The 16,719-nt window shown below is 70.8% G+C and carries 13 protein-coding genes; all 13 read right to left on the reverse strand.

Features of this window, described 5'->3' with window-relative positions; translation table 11 throughout:
* Positions 1-7: 7 nt before the first annotated feature.
* On the reverse strand, positions 8-2,197 hold the full coding sequence (locus IEJ02_RS08145) for a discoidin domain-containing protein (protein ID WP_191064116.1): 2,190 nt from the start codon (positions 2,195-2,197) through the stop codon (positions 8-10).
* Between the two features lie 55 nt (positions 2,198-2,252).
* Positions 2,253-3,851, reverse strand: coding sequence for a glycoside hydrolase family 13 protein (locus tag IEJ02_RS08150; RefSeq protein WP_191064117.1), 1,599 nt, complete (start codon positions 3,849-3,851; stop codon positions 2,253-2,255).
* A gap of 30 nt (positions 3,852-3,881) precedes the next feature.
* A complete protein-coding gene (locus tag IEJ02_RS08155) occupies positions 3,882-4,757 on the reverse strand; it encodes a carbohydrate ABC transporter permease (RefSeq protein ID WP_191064118.1) in 876 nt (291 codons plus the stop codon).
* A complete protein-coding gene (locus IEJ02_RS08160) occupies positions 4,754-5,710 on the reverse strand; it encodes a carbohydrate ABC transporter permease (protein ID WP_191064119.1) in 957 nt (318 codons plus the stop codon). Before IEJ02_RS08160 ends, IEJ02_RS08155 begins: the two co-directional genes overlap by 4 nt.
* 4 nt (positions 5,711-5,714) lie before the next feature.
* Entirely contained in the window at positions 5,715-7,058 is a 1,344-nt protein-coding gene (locus IEJ02_RS08165; protein WP_191064120.1) for an ABC transporter substrate-binding protein, read from the reverse strand.
* A 252-nt stretch (positions 7,059-7,310) separates the two neighbouring features.
* Positions 7,311-8,309: a LacI family DNA-binding transcriptional regulator gene (locus tag IEJ02_RS08170; RefSeq protein WP_191064121.1), complete on the reverse strand. Its 999-nt coding sequence runs from the start codon at positions 8,307-8,309 to the stop codon at positions 7,311-7,313.
* Positions 8,290-8,601, reverse strand: a complete 312-nt coding sequence (locus tag IEJ02_RS08175) for a hypothetical protein (RefSeq protein ID WP_191064122.1) — start codon at positions 8,599-8,601, stop codon at positions 8,290-8,292. Before IEJ02_RS08175 ends, IEJ02_RS08170 begins: the two co-directional genes overlap by 20 nt.
* Before the next feature lie 39 nt (positions 8,602-8,640).
* Positions 8,641-9,075, reverse strand: a complete 435-nt coding sequence (locus tag IEJ02_RS08180) for a hypothetical protein (RefSeq protein WP_191064123.1) — start codon at positions 9,073-9,075, stop codon at positions 8,641-8,643.
* 228 nt (positions 9,076-9,303) lie between these two features.
* Positions 9,304-10,002, reverse strand: a complete 699-nt coding sequence (locus IEJ02_RS08185) for a DUF1775 domain-containing protein (protein ID WP_317985754.1) — start codon at positions 10,000-10,002, stop codon at positions 9,304-9,306.
* 280 nt (positions 10,003-10,282) lie between these two features.
* The gene (locus IEJ02_RS08190; RefSeq protein ID WP_191064124.1) at positions 10,283-11,563 is read right to left on the reverse strand and encodes a lanthionine synthetase C family protein; all 1,281 of its coding nucleotides are present in this window, start codon (positions 11,561-11,563) and stop codon (positions 10,283-10,285) included.
* Positions 11,560-14,670 carry a lantibiotic dehydratase gene (locus IEJ02_RS08195; protein WP_223863568.1) on the reverse strand — a complete coding sequence of 1,037 codons (3,111 nt, stop codon included), beginning with the start codon at positions 14,668-14,670 and terminating at the stop codon, positions 11,560-11,562. The genes IEJ02_RS08190 and IEJ02_RS08195 overlap by 4 nt, the downstream gene beginning before the upstream one ends.
* A 152-nt stretch (positions 14,671-14,822) precedes the next feature.
* Positions 14,823-15,005: a hypothetical protein gene (locus IEJ02_RS08200; protein ID WP_191064126.1), complete on the reverse strand. Its 183-nt coding sequence runs from the start codon at positions 15,003-15,005 to the stop codon at positions 14,823-14,825.
* Positions 15,006-15,132: 127 nt separating this feature from the next.
* Positions 15,133-16,659, reverse strand: coding sequence for an MFS transporter (locus tag IEJ02_RS08205; protein ID WP_191064127.1), 1,527 nt, complete (start codon positions 16,657-16,659; stop codon positions 15,133-15,135).
* Positions 16,660-16,719 lie beyond the last annotated feature (60 nt).

The following is a 16,719-nucleotide window of genomic DNA, read 5'->3' on the forward strand; positions in this document are numbered from 1 at the left end:
ACGGGGCTCACGAGGAGGTCAGATACGCCTCCACCTCACTGACCTGGGCCGCCGGCCAGCCGGTGTTGCCGGTGACGTCGAGCCTCAGGTAGCGCACATTCGTGCTGTCGGGCAGGGCGACGGTGACCTTGTTGCCGGACGCCGGGTCGAAGCGGTAGCCCCGCGAGCCCACCACCGTCGCGTACGAGGAGCCGTCGGTGCTGCCCAGCACCGACAGCGTCTGGGTGCGGGCGCCCCACGCCGACGAGGGCGGCAGCTTGAGCACCAGCCGGCGGACCGCCTGGCCGGCGCCGAGGTCCACGGTCAGGGCCTGCGGAAAGGCGTTGTTGGTCGACTCCCAGTAGGTGTTCGCGTCGCCGTCGACCGCCTTGCCGGGGGTGTAGACGTCTTGGGAGCCGGTCGCGGTGGCCGGGCGGCCCTTGGCGAGGTTGCGGCCCGGATCGGGATCCGGGTTGCCCTGGCCGGGCTGGGGCCAGCTGGAGCAGTCCGACCAGGTGCTGCTCCAGCCGGAGTTGCCACCGCCGTCGGTGAGGTTGAAGGTGCCGGAGCCGGACGGGTAGGGGCAGTTGTAGACGCCCGCCGCGCCGACGCCGGCGGCCGTGACGTCGCCGAACTTCGCCGCCCCCTGAGCCTCGGCCTGGACGACGACCGTTCCGGGGTTGGTCACGGTGGCGCCGGAGACATTGACGTTCTTGACCGCGTAGCCCCTGCCCCCGCCGGACACGAACTCGAAGGCGCTGTACGGGCTGTCGGTGATGGTCGTATTGGTGATGTTGACGGTGGCCTCGATCGCGCTGTCGTAGGAGTCGACGCGCAGGGCGCCCATCGGGTGGTTCCAGTTGGGGTTCATGGCACCCGCGCGGACCAGCGTGTTGCCGTCGACCGTGATCGTGCCGGCCAGCGGGTGGAACGGGTCCATGAACTTCTGGTTGGAGATGGCGATACCACTGCCCAGGGCGTTGGTGTCGGAGATCAGGTTGTTCTTGACCGTGATGTCGGTACCGCCGTAGATGGCGATGCCATTGGCGAGGTTCGGCTGCGAGATGGTGTTGTTCTCGAAGCTGCTGCCCGTGTCCGGCGAGTTCAGCGACCACATGGCGAGCGCGTCGTCGCCCTGGTTGCGCAGGAAGTTGTTCCGGACCCGTACGTTCTTCGCGGAGCCGTTGAGGTTGAGGCCGTCGGCCGTCATGTCCAGGAAGCGGTTGTTCTCGACCACGAGGTTGTCGTTGTTGCCCATCAGCCACAGACCCACCTTCAGGTGCTGCAACCACATGCCCGACACGCTGGAGCCCGGGCCGAGCGAGCCGTTGACGAAGTTGTCGGGGTTGGAGTCGACGCGCTCGGTGACCTCGCCGATGACCGCGAAGTCCTTGATGTGCACGTTGCCGGAGGAGCTGGACTGGTCGATGAACCGCGAGGTGTGCACCACGGAGTGCCAGCTGCCGGCGCCCTGGAGGGTGACGTTCTGGACCCCGCCCAGTGAGGAGGTCAGCTTGTAGTCACCCGGCGGGATCCAGACCACTCCACCCTGCGCGGCGGCGATGGCGTCCCGGAACGCCTGGGTGGAGTCGCCCTGCCCGCTGGGGTCGGCGCCCTTGGAGGTGACGGACACCGATCCGGCGGGTTGGGAGGCGGCCGCCGCGACCTGCTCGAAGTCGGCCACGTCCACGGTGACCTGGGTGTTCGCCGCCTCGAAGGCGATCTTGTCACCCGCCTGGACGGTCTGGCCGAGCAGCACCCGGGCGTTGTCGTAGAAGTGGTGGGTCTTCGACCCCGCGATCCAACCGGTGTCCACATACGAGTACCTGGACGTCACCGCGAGGGTCTTGGCCAGCTTGGTGCCGTTGACGTAGATGTTCAACGTGCCCGACTGGCCGTCGGGCACGTTGTAGGCCACGTTCACCGCGTTGGCGGCGCGCGGCGCGGTGAACTCCACGCGCTGCCCGGCGGCGAGGCGGACGGCCTGGCGCCCGGACGCCTCGGAGGCGAGCGTGGCCTGGGTGAAGTCGGGGCCGATCTTCGTCCCCGTGGTGGTGGCCGACTCGGCCTCGGCCGAGGTGAACGGCAGGGAGGCGCCCGCGGCCGCGTGTGCGGTCGTGGGGGTCAGGGTGACGAGCATGCCGGCCGCGAGGGCGACGGCCGCGCCGATCGCCGACAGGCGTGTGGCGGATGCCGATGCGGTACTGCTGCGGTGCATGTGCTGATCCCTTCGTGGTGGGGGTGGTGGGACAGCGCGGTGGGGTGGTGGTGGCTCAGCGGAGCAGCCAGGCCGCCGTGTCCCGCGGAAGGCGGCCCCGGTCGTCCAGCGGTCCGCTGCTGAGCAGAAGCCGGGAGGCGCCGTCCAGCTCGGTGGGGGTGTCCGCGAGGTTGACCACGCAGACCAGGCCGTCGTCACGGGCGAAGGCCAGGACGCCGTCGGCCGAGGGGAGCCAGGTCAGCGGCCCGTCGCCGAAACCGGGGGTGGCGCGGCGGATGCGGATCGCCGCCCGGTAGAGGCTGAGCATCGAGCCCGGGTCCTCCGCCTGCTGATCGGCCGCGTACACCGCCCAGTGCGTGGGCTGCGGCAGCCACGGCTCCCCGCGCGAGCCGAAACCGGCGTACGGCGCCTCCGCCGCCCACGGCAGCGGCACCCGGCAGCCGTCGCGGCCCGGGTCGGTGCCGCCGGAGCGGAAGTGCATCGGGTCGTGGATGCGGTCGCGGGGGATGTCGGCCTCGGGCAGGCCCAGCTCCTCGCCCTGGTAGACGTAGACCGCTCCGGGCAGGGCCAGCGACAGCAGGGCGGCGGCCCGCGCGCGCCGGGTGCCGAGGGCGAGGTCGGTGGGGGTGCCGAACACCTTGGTGGCGAAGTCGAAACCGGTGTCCTCGCGCCCGTAGCGGGTGACCGTGCGGGTCACGTCGTGGTTGCACAGCACCCAGGTGGCCGGAGCGCCCACCGGAGCGTGTTCGGCGAGCGTCTCGTCGATCGACGTCCGCAGCCGCCGGGCGTCCCAGGGGCAGGCCAGAAAGGAGAAGTTGAAGGCGGTGTGCAGCTCGTCGGGGCGCAGATAGCGGGCGAAGCGCTCGCTGTCCGGCAGCCACACCTCGCCGACGAAGACACCGCCGTACTCATCGGCCACGCCACGCCAGGAGCGGTAGATGTCATGGAGCTCATCACGGTCGACGTACGGATGCGGATCGCGGCCCTCGACGAAGTCGGGCAGCCGTGGATCCTTGGCCAGCAGGGCGGCCGAGTCGATGCGCACCCCCGCGACACCCCGCTCGAACCAGAAGCGCAGGATGTCCTCGTGTTCCTGGCGCACGGCCGGATGGGCCCAGTTGAGGTCCGGCTGCTCGGGGGCGAACAGATGCAGATACCAGTGGCCGTCGGGCAGCCGGGTCCACGCCGGGCCGCCGAACTCCGACGTCCAGTCGTTCGGCGGCAGCTCACCGTGGTCGCCGCGGCCCGGGCGGACGTGGAAGAGCTCGCGCTCGGCGCCGCCCGCGAGGGCGGCACGCCACCAGGGGTGCTGATCGGAGACGTGGTTCGGCACGATGTCGACGATCGTGCGGATGCCCAGCTCGCGGGCCTCGGCGATGAGCTTCTCCGCCTCGGCCAGGGTGCCGAAGGCCGGGTCGATGGCGCGGTAGTCGGCGACGTCATAGCCGCCGTCCTTCATGGGCGACTGGTACCAGGGGCTGAACCACAGCGCGTCGACGCCGAGTTCGGCGAGGTACGGCAGCCTGGCGCGGACACCCGCGAGGTCGCCGGTGCCATCGCCGTCCCCGTCGGCGAAGCTGCGCACATACACCTGGTAGATGACGGCGGAGCGCCACCAGTCGTTCGGTGTCCGGGCAGGGGTGGGCTGGGCCACGGTGGGAGCCTTTCTGTCGAGGGGGCGGTGTCAGCCCTTCGTGCTGCCCGCGCTGATCCCGGCGATGATGTGCCGCTGGAAGACGAGGAACAGCGCGACCATCGGGATGCTGGCGATGACCATCGCGGCGATGAGCACGGTCAGCTGGATGTTCTGCGACAGCTGGACGAGTGCCACGCTGATCGGCTGCTTGCCGGTGTCCGAGAAGACCATCAGCGGCCACAGGAAGTCCTGCCACACCGCCACCAGCGCGAAGATCGACACAACGCCGAGCACCGGACGCGACATGGGCAGCACGATCGACCACAGGGTGCGCAACTTCCCGGCGCCGTCGATCTCGGCGGCCTCCAGGACATCGCTCGGGAGCTGGTCGAAGAACCGCTTGAGGAGATAGAGGTTGAAGGCGTTGGCGACGGCCGGCAGCCAGATCGCGAGCGGGTCGTTGAGCAGGCTGGTGTGGACCAGCGGCAGGTCGGCCACGGTCAGGTACTTCGGCACGACCAGCGCCTGGGCCGGGACCATCAGCGTGGCCAGGATGCCACCGAGGATCACCTTGCCGAAGGCGGGCTTCAGCCTGGACAGGGCGTACGCGGCGGCCGTGCAGAAGACCAGCTGGAACAGCCATGCCCCGGCCGCCTGGACCACCGTGTTCCACAGGTGCCGCGGAAGCTCCATCAGCTCCCAGGCGTCGCTGTAGCCGCTGAGGTGCCACTCCTTCGGAGCGAGGGTGGGCGGGGTCCGCGCCACCTCGTCCGGCGACTTCATCGCGCCCGTCACCATCCAGTAGACGGGGAAGAGGAAGGCGATCGCGAACAGCACCACCACGGCGGCGAAGACCGTCCAGTAGACGGCCCGGCCGCGGGGGCGGGCCAGGGTGGCGGGGGAGATGAGGGTCCGGGTGCTCATGCGTCGTCCTCCCCGGAGCGGGTGAGCCGCAGATAGAGGGCGGAGAAGGCGCCGAGCAGCACGAGCAGCATCACGCTCAGCGCACAGGCGCCACCGAAGTCGTTGTAGAGGAAGGCGTACTTGTAGATCAGGTAGAGGACGGTGACCGTGGCGTTCTCCGGACCACCGCCAGTGATCACGAACGGCTCGGTGAAGACCTGCATCGTCGCGATGATCTGCAGCAGCATCAGCATGAGGATCACGAACCGCGTCTGGGGGATCGTGACGTGGCGGATGCGCTGGAGCAGGCTCGCACCGTCCAGTTCGGCCGCCTCGTACAGCTCACCGGGGATGGACTGCAGCGCCGCCAGGTAGATCAGGACGGTGCCGCCCATATTGGCCCAGGTGGCCACGGCGACGAGCGAGACCAGGGCGGTGTCGGCGCCGTTGGACCAGTTCGAGGTGGGCAGGTGCAGGAAGCGCAGCGCCTCGTTGGCCAGCCCGGCGCCCGGGTCGTAGAACCACTTCCACAGCAGGGCGCTGACCACCGGCGGGATCATCACCGGCAGATAGACCACGACCCTGAAGAACGCCTTGGCGTGCCGGAGTTCATTGAGCACGAGGGCGAGCAGGAACGGGACGGCGAAGCCGATGAGCAGCGCCAGCAGGGTGAAGGTGAGGGTGTTCCGCCAGGCCGCGGTGAACTCCGGATCGTGCAGGACACGGCTGAAGTTGGCGGTGCCGACCCATTCGGGGGACGAGCCGGGCGTGTACTTCTGGAAGGCGATCACGACCGCGCGGATCGCCGGATACCAGGAGAACAGCGCGAAGCAGATCAGGCCGCCGAGGAGGAAGCCATAGGCCCGGACCTGGTCGGCGAGGCGGCGCCGCCCCCGACCCCCCGCCGGGGGCGGCGCCTGCACCGGGTGGACGGCGATCGCCTCGGCGGGCGGCCGCGCGGCGGTCTTGGGCATCGGATCAGCCCCGGGCCAGAATGGTGTCGATCTTGCCGGAGGCTTCCTTCAGGAGCTGGCCGATATCGGCGTCCCTCTTGGTGAGGACGGCGGAGACGGCCCCGTCGAGCACGGAGTAGATCTGCTGGGCGTGCGGCGGCTCGATCTTCATCCGCAGCTTCTGATTCCCGTCGAGGAAGGACTGGTAATTGCCCACGGGGACATTGGCGTTGGCCATCTTGATCCGCTGGTCCTCGGCGTCGGCGGCGCCGGTGAACAGCCGTGGCTCGGGCAGGCCCACCGGTGCGTTCCGCTTCTTGGCGCGGACGTAGTCGCCGAGGAATCCCTTGCCCGGGGTGAGGAACATGTGGTCGAGCCACTTGAGGCCGGCCCGGATCTGGGTGGGCGTGTCCTTCTTCTGGAACATGTAGCCGTCGCCGCCGATGAGCGTGCCCTTGCCACCGGGCATGGGGGCGATGGCGAGGTCCTTGTAGTTGCCGCCCTTCTCCTTCACCAGGATCGGGAGGTTGTCGGGCGCGGCCAGGTACATGCCCAGCTTGCCGGAGCCCATCAGCTGCTGGGCGTCGTTGATGACCAGGAGCTGCTTGCTGCCCATCGAGCCGTCCACCCAGCGCATGTCGTGCAGGTTCCGCAGGACGGCCCGCGCCTCGGGGGTGTCGATGGTGGCTTTCTCGCCGTCCGCGCTGACGACATCGCCGCCGTGTGAGTACAGCTCGGCCGTGAAGTGCCAGCCGCCCTGGTTCTGGGCGCTGTAGTCCGCGTAGCCGACCGTGCCACCGCCCAGCTTGGCGATCCTCTTGGCGTCGGCGCGGACCTCCTCCCAGGTCATCGGCGGCTTGTCGGGATCGAGTCCGGCCCGTTCGAAGAGCTTGCGGTTGTAGATCAGGCCCATCGAGTAGCCGGTGCGCGGGATGCCATAGATCTTGCCGTCGAGCGTGTAGATGTCGCGCAGCTGCTTGCTGAGGGTGGAGTAGCTCTTCAACTCCTTGATGTACGGGGTGAGATCGGCCGCCTGGTTGATGTCGACGACATGTCGGGCGTCGGTGAAGTACGTGTAGAAGACGTTCTCCATCTGGCCCCCGGCCAGCTTGGCGTCGAACGTCTTCGGGTCCTGGCAGGGGAACGCGTCATGCGCGACGACGTCGATGTCCGGGTTCCGCTTCTCGAAGGAGGCGATGTCCTCCTCGAAGAACCTGCGGTCGACCTTGGCGCTCTTGGGCGGCATGCAGTTGACCGTGATACGCGTCTTTCCGCCCGCCGATCCGCCGTCCGCCCCGCCGCAGGCGGTGAGGGCGAGGGAGAACGTGCCGAGCGCGATGAGAGTACGACGGAACCCGGTGCTTCTCATGGGTGGACCCCTCTGTACAGGAGCAGGGAAGCCCCACGGCCGCGAGCGGGGCGCCACACAACCGTGAGTGCGCCGCACACTCAAGCACCGACGACATCGGCCCGCAAGATGTCGCGTAGATTCTGTAATTATTCAACCGCGCTGCGAATCATGTGGATTGAGCCTGTCGACCGCCTCTCGGCCGTCTCCTGACCGCCTTCCCCGACCGCCTTCCCGGCCGCCTCTTCGGCCGTCCCTCGACGGTCCGCTGTCTCACGCCCGTGGCGCCTGGGCGGTGGAGCCGCGCACCACCAGCTCCGGCTCGAACAGCAGCTCCTCGGCCGGTACGGCCGCCCCGCCGATCCGCGCGTTCAGCACCTCCACCGCCGCCCTGCCCATGGCCTCGATGGGCTGGCGGACGGTGGTCAGCGGCGGCTCGGTGCAGTTCATGAACGCGGAGTCGTCGTAGCCGACCACGGACACCTGCGACGGCACGCCCAACCCCTTGCGGCGCGCGGCTCGTATCGCGCCCAGGGCCAGCGGGTCGCTGGCGCAGATGATCCCCGTGACGCCCCGGTCGATCAGCCGGGACGCCGCGGCGTGGCCGCCCTCGATCGAGAAGATCGCCCGGGCCACGAACTCCTCCGGAAGGTGGCCGGCGATCGCCCGCGCGGCGGCCAGCTTGCGTGCCGACGGCATGTGGTCACCGGGCCCGAGCACCAGCCCGATCCGCTCGTGGCCGAGGGAGGCCAGATGCCGCCACGCCTGCTCCACGGCCACGGCGTCGTCGCAGGAGACGCCCGGGAATCCGAGGTGCTCGATGGCCGCGTTGACCAGCACCACCGGGATGTTGCGCTCGGCGAGCTGCCGGTAGTGGTCGTGCGGCGCGTCGGCCTGCGCGTATAGCCCGCCCGCGAACACCACCCCCGAGACCTGCTGTTGCAGCAGCAGGGCCACGTAATCGGCCTCGGAGACCCCGCCCTTGGTCTGGGTGCACAGCACCGGAGTCAGTCCACGCTGGGCCAGCGCGCCGCCGATGACCTCGGCGAACGCCGGGAAGATGGGGTTCTGCAGCTCGGGCAGCACCAGCCCCACCAGCCGGGCCCGGTCGCCCCGCAGCTGCGTGGGCCGCTCGTAGCCGAGGACGTCCAGCGCGGACAGCACCGCCTGCCGGGTGGCTTCGGAGACCCCGGGCTTGCCGTTGAGGACCCGGCTGACCGTGGCCTCGCTGACACCGACCTTCTTCGCCACTTCAGCAAGTCGTCGCGTCATGCGCGCAAGCGTAGCGCAAGGATTGCAAGTCGCTTGCGTAAGAGGGGTGGAGAACGTGTGACTGGATGCCCTCGTCGCCGATGCTGCCGACGTCGGCGGGCTCGGCCGAGGGGGCATGCTCGGGATCGACCAGCCACTGCTGGGTCAGTCCGGCGTTCAGGGCGATGTGCACCGAACCGACCGCACGGGCCACCTCGCCCTCCTCCGCGCCCTCGATGCCGTGCAGATCGGCCGCCAGCGTCGTACGGGAGCGTTCGAGCGCCTTGATTGGGTCCGGGGCTGTGCTGTGCAACCGCTGTCCGTGCGAGCGCTGTCTGTGCGAGCGTGAATCTCAAGCGCCGAGTCGGCCGCCGGTCAGCCGTGCCAGCGGGCGGCGGCGACGAGCCGCGCGCCTGCGCAGGACGACCGCGGTGGTGGCGCCCGCCGCGGCGGCACCGGCACCGGCGACGGCTGCCAGGACCTTCCGTGCCTTGATCGCCATCCAGGCCGAACCCGCCGCCGCTGCCGCCTTCTTGGGCGCCTCGGCGGCCACGGTACGACCGGTGGCCACGGCCTTCCCGGCGGCCACTTGAGCCTTGTCGGCGGCGACATGAGCGGTGTGCGCCGCGGTCGTCGCCGCACCGGAAGCGGCGGTCTTCGCCGTGGTCTCCGCCGTGCCCGCGGTGTCCTTGGCCTTGTCCGCGGTCTCCTTGGCCTTGGTGGCGGTGGCCTTCGCGCTCGCGTTGGCACTCCGGGCGGTGGTGTGTGCGTTCTTCTTCTCGGTCATGTTCACCGCGTTACCACTCGACCCGACAGCAAACCCGCGCCCCGGGGCAATTGGCGCGGCGCGTCACCGGCTCGTGCGTCCGCCACGGCCGGGGCGATGTGCCCTTCTGGAGTGACCCGCCTCCGGGCGGCTTCGACGGCACCCTGACCGTGTGTGTGTTCGCCTGGGAGGAGCGGGCGAAGGAGTCCTCGGCGTTCATCGCGCACCGGCAGGCGCGCCGCCCCCGGATCATTCGGTGCCCGAGCCGCCCGAGCCGCCCGAACCAGCCGAACCACCCGAGCCGCGCCGCTGCTGGACCAGCACAAACCCTCCGGCCAGGGCGAACAGACAGACGCCGATGATGATGCCCACGGCGGGCCACGCGGATCCGCCGTCGGACGTCGCGGCCTTCGCGGGCTCCTTGCCGTCCGGGGTGGCGTCGGCGGCCGCGGCCTTGAGCTTCAGCACCGGCGCGGGATTCTCCGGCTCCGGGTCTCCGTCGCGGGCCACCTCGATCCATCGGGACACCTTGCCGCCCTCGTAGGTGTCCACGGTCTTGAAGGCCAGCGATGCGGCATCGGGCAACTGCCGTACGACGACGCTGTGTTCGGCGTTCTCGCCGGGTGCGAGCGCCGGTCCGCCGACGGTGTAGCCGTCATGGGTGGGCTTCAGCTTCCAGCCCTTCGGGGCCTGCTTCAGCTCCACATCGCCGGGGTCGATGCCCTTGGGTAACACGGTCCGGATCGCGGTGAAACCGGCCCCCTCGTCCTCCGCCTCCGACTCGAACGTCAGCGTGACGTCCTTCGCCAGGGCACGGGAGTCGGAGGCGGTCACCTCGGTGTGGGCCAGGGCGGGGGCCGCCGTGGCGAGGACGAGTGCCGAGCCGGCGACGGCCAGGGCGCCGATCCGCCGCGGCCGCGAGCGGGACGGCAGGCGATGTGCTTTCACGGTATCTCTCCTCGTCCAAGGGGCCGACACCCGAACCTCCTCACCGGTCACCCGGCGCGCTCACCAGGTGCGTTCACATTCCCCGGTACGTACGGCCCGGGCGCGACGTTCATCCTCGCCCCGGCCGGGAGCCCGCTTGCCCGCGGGGGAGCCGGACTGTGTCTCCGCCCAGATGCCGGGGCCGTTGCGGCGGGCGTAACCGCCGGGCACCACGATTCGACTCCGTCGAACATCACGATGTGGAGGTCTTCGGGGCCCGCGAGAGGCGGGCCGGAGAGTGTCAGGACAGCATGAGGGCCGCGTCCCAATGTGGTGGTGTGCCGGGGCGGTGGAGGGTGAGGGCCACTCCCGCGGCGCCTTCCAGGAACGTGGGGGCGTCAAGGGGCGCCGGATGCGTGCGGGTGGGGTAGCCGAAGGCCGTGTCCGGGGCGAAGTCCGCGCACAGGCGCTCGGTGAGGGCGTCCGCGTGGCTCGTCAGGGCCGGGTCCCGGAGGTCGGCCGCGATGACGCGGGTGATGTGGGCGAGACCGGCCAGGCCGTGGCACAGGCCCGGGTCCGTCAGGTCGGTGAGACCGCCGGGGCGGCGGTGGACCGCGTGCATGGCGTCCGCCGCCGAGCGCACCCACTCCTCCTCGCCCAGCGCCGAGCCGGCGAGCTGCATCGCCCGTGCCACGCCCGGTGCGCCGTAACACCAGCTGGGGCGGTGCGGGGGCCGCGGCGCACGGTGTTCGGCGAGTTCCTCCTGGGCCGGGAACAGCGCGGGCCAGTAGGGGCCGCTGTCGTCGGTCTGCCGCCAACTCATCAGCCAGTCGGCGATGCGCCGGATGGCGGTGTCCTGGTCCGGCACCTTGATGCCCCGGGTCCAGCACAGGGACAGCAGGGCCAGCGGGCCCGCGATGCCGTGGCCCAGGCCCAGGTCGATCTGGTCGCCGTCCGTCTCCCGGCCCGGCCAGGGTGTCGCCGTCCAGCCGGGCAGGGTGTGCCCATGGCGGCGGATCGGCTCGGTCAGGGCGGTGAGATAGCGCAGGACCTCACGGACCGGCTCCGGATCCGCCGGCTCGGTCAGGAAGTAGCGGGCCAGTCCGCTGGCGCCGCCGATCACGTCGAACCGCTCGCGTGGCGCCGGCTCCGTGCCGTCCGCCAGCCGGGTCTGCTCCAGGTCGAGGACGCGCCGGAGCCGGTCGCGCACGACGGTGTCCAGCTGGCCCAGCACGGTGGCGTAGTCGCCGGGTGCGCGCACGGCCGCCTTGATGGCGAACGCCAGCCCCGCCAGGCCGTCATAGAGGCCGTGGCCGCCGGATCCCGGGGCGGGACCGATCGTCTTCGCCGCGGCGGCCAGCCGGGCGTGGGCGATCGGCCTGAGCGCGGGGTCGTCCTTGCTGAGCTCGACGAACAGCAGGGCGGCACCCGCCGAACCGCCCGACAGCCCGATCGGCAGATCGGCCGGTGGGCTCCACGCCTGGGCCCGCCGCGCGATCTCCGCGACTACGTCCTCCCGGCTCGAACCGGCCGTCGTATTGCTCGCGAGTGTTTCCTCGCGCGGGACGCCGGCTGTGTTCATCGGTGGTTCCTCCTGAGGGCCCGCTCGGTGGCCGCCATGCCGCGGGCCACCGCGAGCGAGCGCAGCTCCGCGTCACGCCGGACACCTGCCAGCCGGTTGTGGTGCATGTGCAGAACGCTCGCCATGACGCCGCGTTGGGACGCCGCCGGATAGGCGCGAAGCGCTTGTGCCCGTGCGGCGCGGGCGCTCAGGCCCAGTGCTCCCTCGTCGAGGAGGCCGAGCGCCGTCGACCGGTGCGTACGGAAGAAGGGGTGGTGCTCGTCGTCACGTGGCATGGCGAGGAACCAGTCGGGCCAGTCCTCGCCATGGACCTGGCGCACCAGATCCACGTAGTGGGCGGCGACGAGGACGCCGACCGGAGTGGTGTCGGCCCCGGAGGCCAGGCGGGTCAACTGCTCGATGACGGTCACGCTGTCCCGGTGGAAGAACCGCTCCGCCGCGTCAAGGGCCTCCGGACCTCCGTAGCGGACGGTCTCGGGCTCGTAGGTGTCCACGACCATCCGCCCGGCCAGCCGCTGCCCGTGCAGATCGTCGACCCAGTCCAGGACGGTCGGGGCGATCCGCGACCACACCACGTCCCGGTCGCCGTGGAACCGCAGCCGCAGATGCGGCTCGGGGTCGGCGTAGCGGATGAAGAACCACCGGCCGCCGTCGTCCGGCAGGGCCGCGAGCAGCCGCGGCAGATGGTCGACCAGCACCTCCTCCTGCTGGGCGGTGGCGGTGTAGAGCTTGCCGTAGAACCAGGAGCGGTGACGGCGGTCGTCCATGTCGACGGGCCGCGGTGTCACGGCGCCCGGGGTGCCACTCGCCGGGCGGGACACCCTCTCCCCGGCGGTGCGCGCCGTGGCGTCGGCCGTCTGCTCGCCGGTGCGCGCCGTGGCGTCGGCCGCGTGGCCGGGCAGGACGGGGATGAGTACTTCGCTGCGGTATGCGTCGCCACGGCTGTCGCACAGCCAGTGCTCGCCGTGCTCGCCGTGCCCGCCGGCCTCGGGCGTCTCGTGCACCGCCAGTTCGCCACCCCGCGTCAGATCGCGCCGGAGCAGCGCCCGGTGCAGCGGTGCGGACAGGTCGAGCACCACCCGGCGGTCGCCGAACCCCACGCTCACCCGCCGGGGAACGTTCCAGCGGGCACGCCACGCGTCCAGCGCCCGGCCCCACGCCTCGTCGGTGGCGCTCGCATCGGTCAGCGCGGGGTCGGACAGCCGCCATCGCGCCGCGGCCAGGACCGTACGGCCGTAGCGGACCCTGGGCAGACAGGGGGCGTTGTCCAGCGCACCCCACGACCACACCGACCACACCGGCCGGCCCATCGCCGGGATCTCGCGCAGCAGCCGTGCGGCCGCCGGTGCCAGGGCGAAGTTCAGCACGGTGGCGGACTGCGGCACGATCTCCCGTCCGGTGGTCGTGTCCACCACGTACAGCCGCTCCTCGTCGGCGGCCAGGGCCACATCGGCGACGCCTTGCACGGTCACGCCGGACGGCGCGTCGGGGAAACAGCCGACCGACAGCCGCCGGTCCCAGAACGCGGGCACCCGGGCCACGTTCGCGGCCCCGCCCGACATCGGCTGGAAGTCCAGGAGCACCGGCTCGGCCTGGGGACGGCACGCCGACGCGGCGGCCTCCCGGGCCAGTTGGGCCACCGGTTCGGGGTCGTCGAGCAGATAGGCGAACCGGCCGAACATCCCGCCGGGAGTGACCGATCCGGTCGTCTGCGACAGGACGAGAGAGAACTTCCCGCGTGCGAGATCCGCGGTGGACGGTGCGGTCAGGTGGGCACACAGCTCCGCCGCGACCGGCGGTATCCGCCGCACCGTGCCGGACAGCCGCTCCAGCGCGGCGTCGTCCAGGACGATCTCCCGCTGTCCCGTGGCGATCGCGGACAGCGCCCACTCCGTCAGCACCTCGTCGCGGTCCGGGTTCCGGTCGGCGCCGTCGATCGGCAACTGCCGTTCGCTGGTGGGGTGTTCGTAACCGGCCGGTGTGCCCAGGCCGGTGTGCGGGTCCAGCACCTCCATGAGCGGCACCGCCTGCCCGGTGCCGTACCGCTCCACGAACGCCCCGTGGTACTCGGTCAGGTGCCGTACGGACTCGTTCTTGGCGGACGCCCGCCACAGCGCCGTCGCGGCGCGTTCCGCCTCCCGCAGCACCTCCCGCGGCAGTACGACGTCGGCGTCCATCCGCAAATCGACCTGGAGCGGCCGGTCGTGCCGGTACAGCGACCGCAACTCCCCGACCGCGGTCCGCCAGCGGGACACGCCCGCGCCGAGCGGTTCGGCCTGGCAGCCCTCCGCCAGCTTCGCCACCCTGGCGACGGTATCGGCCTTCTCGCTCTCCCCGGCGGACGTCAGCACGTCCCGGAGGTAGGCCAGTGGGTCGGTGCGGGTCAGTGGCGGACGCAGCTCGGTGAGCAGGAAACCCTGCTGTACGAGCCCGATGAGCAGCCCCTCCACGACCTCCCTCCCGACCGCCGGGTACGCCGTCGTCAACCGCTCGGCGATCTCACCGGCAGCGATGGGCCGTTGCGCGCACTCCAGCGCCAGCCCGACCGCGGGAGTGCCGCGTACGGAGACCTCCTCGGTGCGGGACGTCGGCGTATCGCCCTCGTCCGGGGCGGGGGCGAACGGCAGCACCCAGCGCTGTCCGCGCCGGAACGCCAGGCCGTTGGTGACCACGCGCAGCTTGCGCAGCAGCGCCGGTTCGCTCTCCCACGGCCGGATCAGCCCGAGCAGCCAGCCGCCGTCCGGCCGTACCGCGCCACGATGGGCGTCCCCCACCCGCGCCCGGCAGTCATCCGCGAAGGCGACCGGTGCGACCCCGGCCATCAGGCCGAACGGAGTGGGACGGCCGGCCGCACGCAGGACGTAGCGCGTCGTCCCCAACACCAGTTTGCGCAAGGCAGCGGGCTTCATCGGCGCCCCGCTGAACAGGGTGTGCAACGCGTGGTCGAGCGAGGGGCTGGAGATCGCCAGCGCCTCGCGGACCCGCTCGTCGGCGGTGAGCGCGGTGATGTAGCGCTCGACCTGCGCTCTGTCCCGCGGATCGAATTCCACGTCCGCCGCGACGGTCTTCTCGACCATGGTGTGCGGCAGCAACGGCATGCGGAGCATGCCGACTTCCAAGGCGCGGAACGATACGTTGTCGCCGGACGCAGACACGGCCATTCTTCCCCTCTGGAGGAGGTGGCGCAGAGCCGGTACGAGGCTCGGAGGCTTCGGGCCGGCCCTGCGCCCTTGGTGGAATCAGGAGCTGATGCCGGACATCAGCAGCCCGAGATCACCGAGCAGAGGCATGAGCTGGTCCAGGGGCCATTGGGGATCGAGACACTCTTCGCCGCGGTCGCCCCCTTACTGTCCTCCAGGTCACGCAGGCTGGAACGGATGTCCAGATCGAAGTCCGCGTTCGCGGAATCCATGGCGGCCTGGCCTTCGACACGCGTCGTCATAGCGACTCCTTTCGGGTTGAGGTGCATTGAGCTGTGCCCGAGGAGCGATCCAACATCTTCCCCCGGAATGGAACACAGCCATGTCAGTCTGTGGTGGCATCTGAGGGATAGTCCAACGTCAAACGCCCTATCTAGGGGCAACACCAGCGATATTGGTCATGATCATGTCGTCCCCTTCCGGAGTGATGGCGTTCCGCGGGTCGGCGTTCCGTGGCGCGGCGGGGAATTTCCGCGCGGGCGGCCGCACGACGGTGAACGCCACCGCGAAGGCCGCCACGATGAGCCCCGCTCCGACGGCGAAGGCCAGGTGGTAGCCGCTGGTCAGCGCCTCGGCCCGGCCCCTGCCCCGGGCGAGCAGGGTGTCCGTGCGGGAGGCGGCCAGGGTGGACAGCACCGCGACGCCCAGTGCCATGCCGATTTGCTGCGTGGTGTTGAACAGCCCGGAGACGAGCCCGGCCTCGCCCTCCTTCGCACCGGACATTCCGAGGCTGGTCAGCGCCGGGAGGGCCAGCCCGAAACCGGCGGCGAGCAGCATCACCGGGAGGAGGTCGGGGAGGTACCGGGCGTGCACGGGGACGCGGATGAGCAGTCCGAGGACCCCGGTCAGGAGCGCCAGCCCGGTGAGCAGCACCGCGCGGTCACCGAAGCGGGCGCTGAGCCGCGCCGAGACGCCGAGGGACACCGCGCCGATGGCGAGGGCGGCCGGGAGCATGGCCAGGCCGGTCCTGGTGGCGTCGTATCCCAGTACGTTGCGCAGATAGAGGGCGACCAGGATCTGGAACGAGAAGAGCGCGGCCACCATCAGGAACTGGACCAGATTGGCCCCCGCCACGCCGCGCGACCGCAGGATCCGCAGGGGCATCAGCGGGGTGCGGGCGGTGGCCTGGCGGACCAGGAACAGGGCGATCAGGAGGATCGAGACGGCGCCGAGGCCGAGTGTGTGCGCCGCCGTCCAGCCGTAGTCCGCCACCTTGACCACGGTGTAGATGCCCAGCATCAGCCCGGCCGTGACGAGCAGGGCGCCGAGGACATCGGCGCCGGCCGCGAGGCCCGGCCCGCGGTCGGCGGGCAGGACGGGCAGGGCGACCGCGAGCGTCAGCAGTCCGATCGGCAGATTGATCAGGAAGATCCAGTGCCAGCTGAGCGTGTCGGTGAGGAGGCCGCCGAGCACCTGGCCGATCGACGCTCCGGCGGCGCCGGTGAAGCTGAACACGGCGATCGCCTTTGACCGTTCGGCGGGTTCGGTGAAGAGCGTGACGAGGATGCCCAGGCTGACCGCGGAGGCCATCGCACTGCCGACCCCCTGGAAGAACCGGGCGGCGATCAGTGTCGCGGGGGTGGTGGCCACGGCCGCGAGCAGCGAGGCCGCCGTGAACACCGCGGTACCGGTCAGGAACACGCGCTTGCGGCCGATGTGATCGCCGATGCGGCCCCCGAGCAGCAGCAGACCGCCGAACGCGATCAGATAGGCGTTGACGACCCAGCTGAGCCCGGCGGGGGAGAACCGCAGATCGCTCTGGATGGCGGGCATGGCCACCGTAACGATGCTGCCGTCGAGGATCACCATCAGCATGCCGGTGGCGATGACCCCGAGGGCCAGTTGACGTGAAGGAGGGACGCGGGGGGATGTCGGGTCGGGAGAGGTGGCGGACATGCGGACACTCCTGTCAGTAGGCGCGACAGGAGTGACCGTAGCAGATAGTTTTGTTGCAGA

The sequence above is a fragment of the Streptomyces sp. 5-10 genome, assembly GCF_014712245.1.
Lineage (GTDB): Bacteria > Actinomycetota > Actinomycetes > Streptomycetales > Streptomycetaceae > Streptomyces > Streptomyces violaceusniger.

Excerpts from the sequence above, each read along its gene's own strand:
- IEJ02_RS08200 (WP_191064126.1), bottom strand. The coding sequence starts at position 15,005 with ATGACGACGCGTGTCGAAGGCCAGGCCGCCATGGATTCCGCGAACGCG.
- IEJ02_RS08160 (WP_191064119.1), bottom strand. The coding sequence starts at position 5,710 with ATGCCCAAGACCGCCGCGCGGCCGCCCGCCGAGGCGATCGCCGTCCAC.
- IEJ02_RS08170 (WP_191064121.1), bottom strand. The coding sequence starts at position 8,309 with ATGACGCGACGACTTGCTGAAGTGGCGAAGAAGGTCGGTGTCAGCGAG.
- IEJ02_RS08155 (WP_191064118.1), bottom strand. The coding sequence starts at position 4,757 with ATGAGCACCCGGACCCTCATCTCCCCCGCCACCCTGGCCCGCCCCCGC.
- IEJ02_RS08165 (WP_191064120.1), bottom strand. The coding sequence starts at position 7,058 with ATGAGAAGCACCGGGTTCCGTCGTACTCTCATCGCGCTCGGCACGTTC.
- IEJ02_RS08205 (WP_191064127.1), bottom strand. The coding sequence starts at position 16,659 with ATGTCCGCCACCTCTCCCGACCCGACATCCCCCCGCGTCCCTCCTTCA.
- IEJ02_RS08180 (WP_191064123.1), bottom strand. The coding sequence starts at position 9,075 with ATGACCGAGAAGAAGAACGCACACACCACCGCCCGGAGTGCCAACGCG.
- IEJ02_RS08145 (WP_191064116.1), bottom strand. The coding sequence starts at position 2,197 with ATGCACCGCAGCAGTACCGCATCGGCATCCGCCACACGCCTGTCGGCG.
- IEJ02_RS08195 (WP_223863568.1), bottom strand. The coding sequence starts at position 14,670 with ATGCTCCGCATGCCGTTGCTGCCGCACACCATGGTCGAGAAGACCGTC.
- IEJ02_RS08190 (WP_191064124.1), bottom strand. The coding sequence starts at position 11,563 with ATGAACACAGCCGGCGTCCCGCGCGAGGAAACACTCGCGAGCAATACG.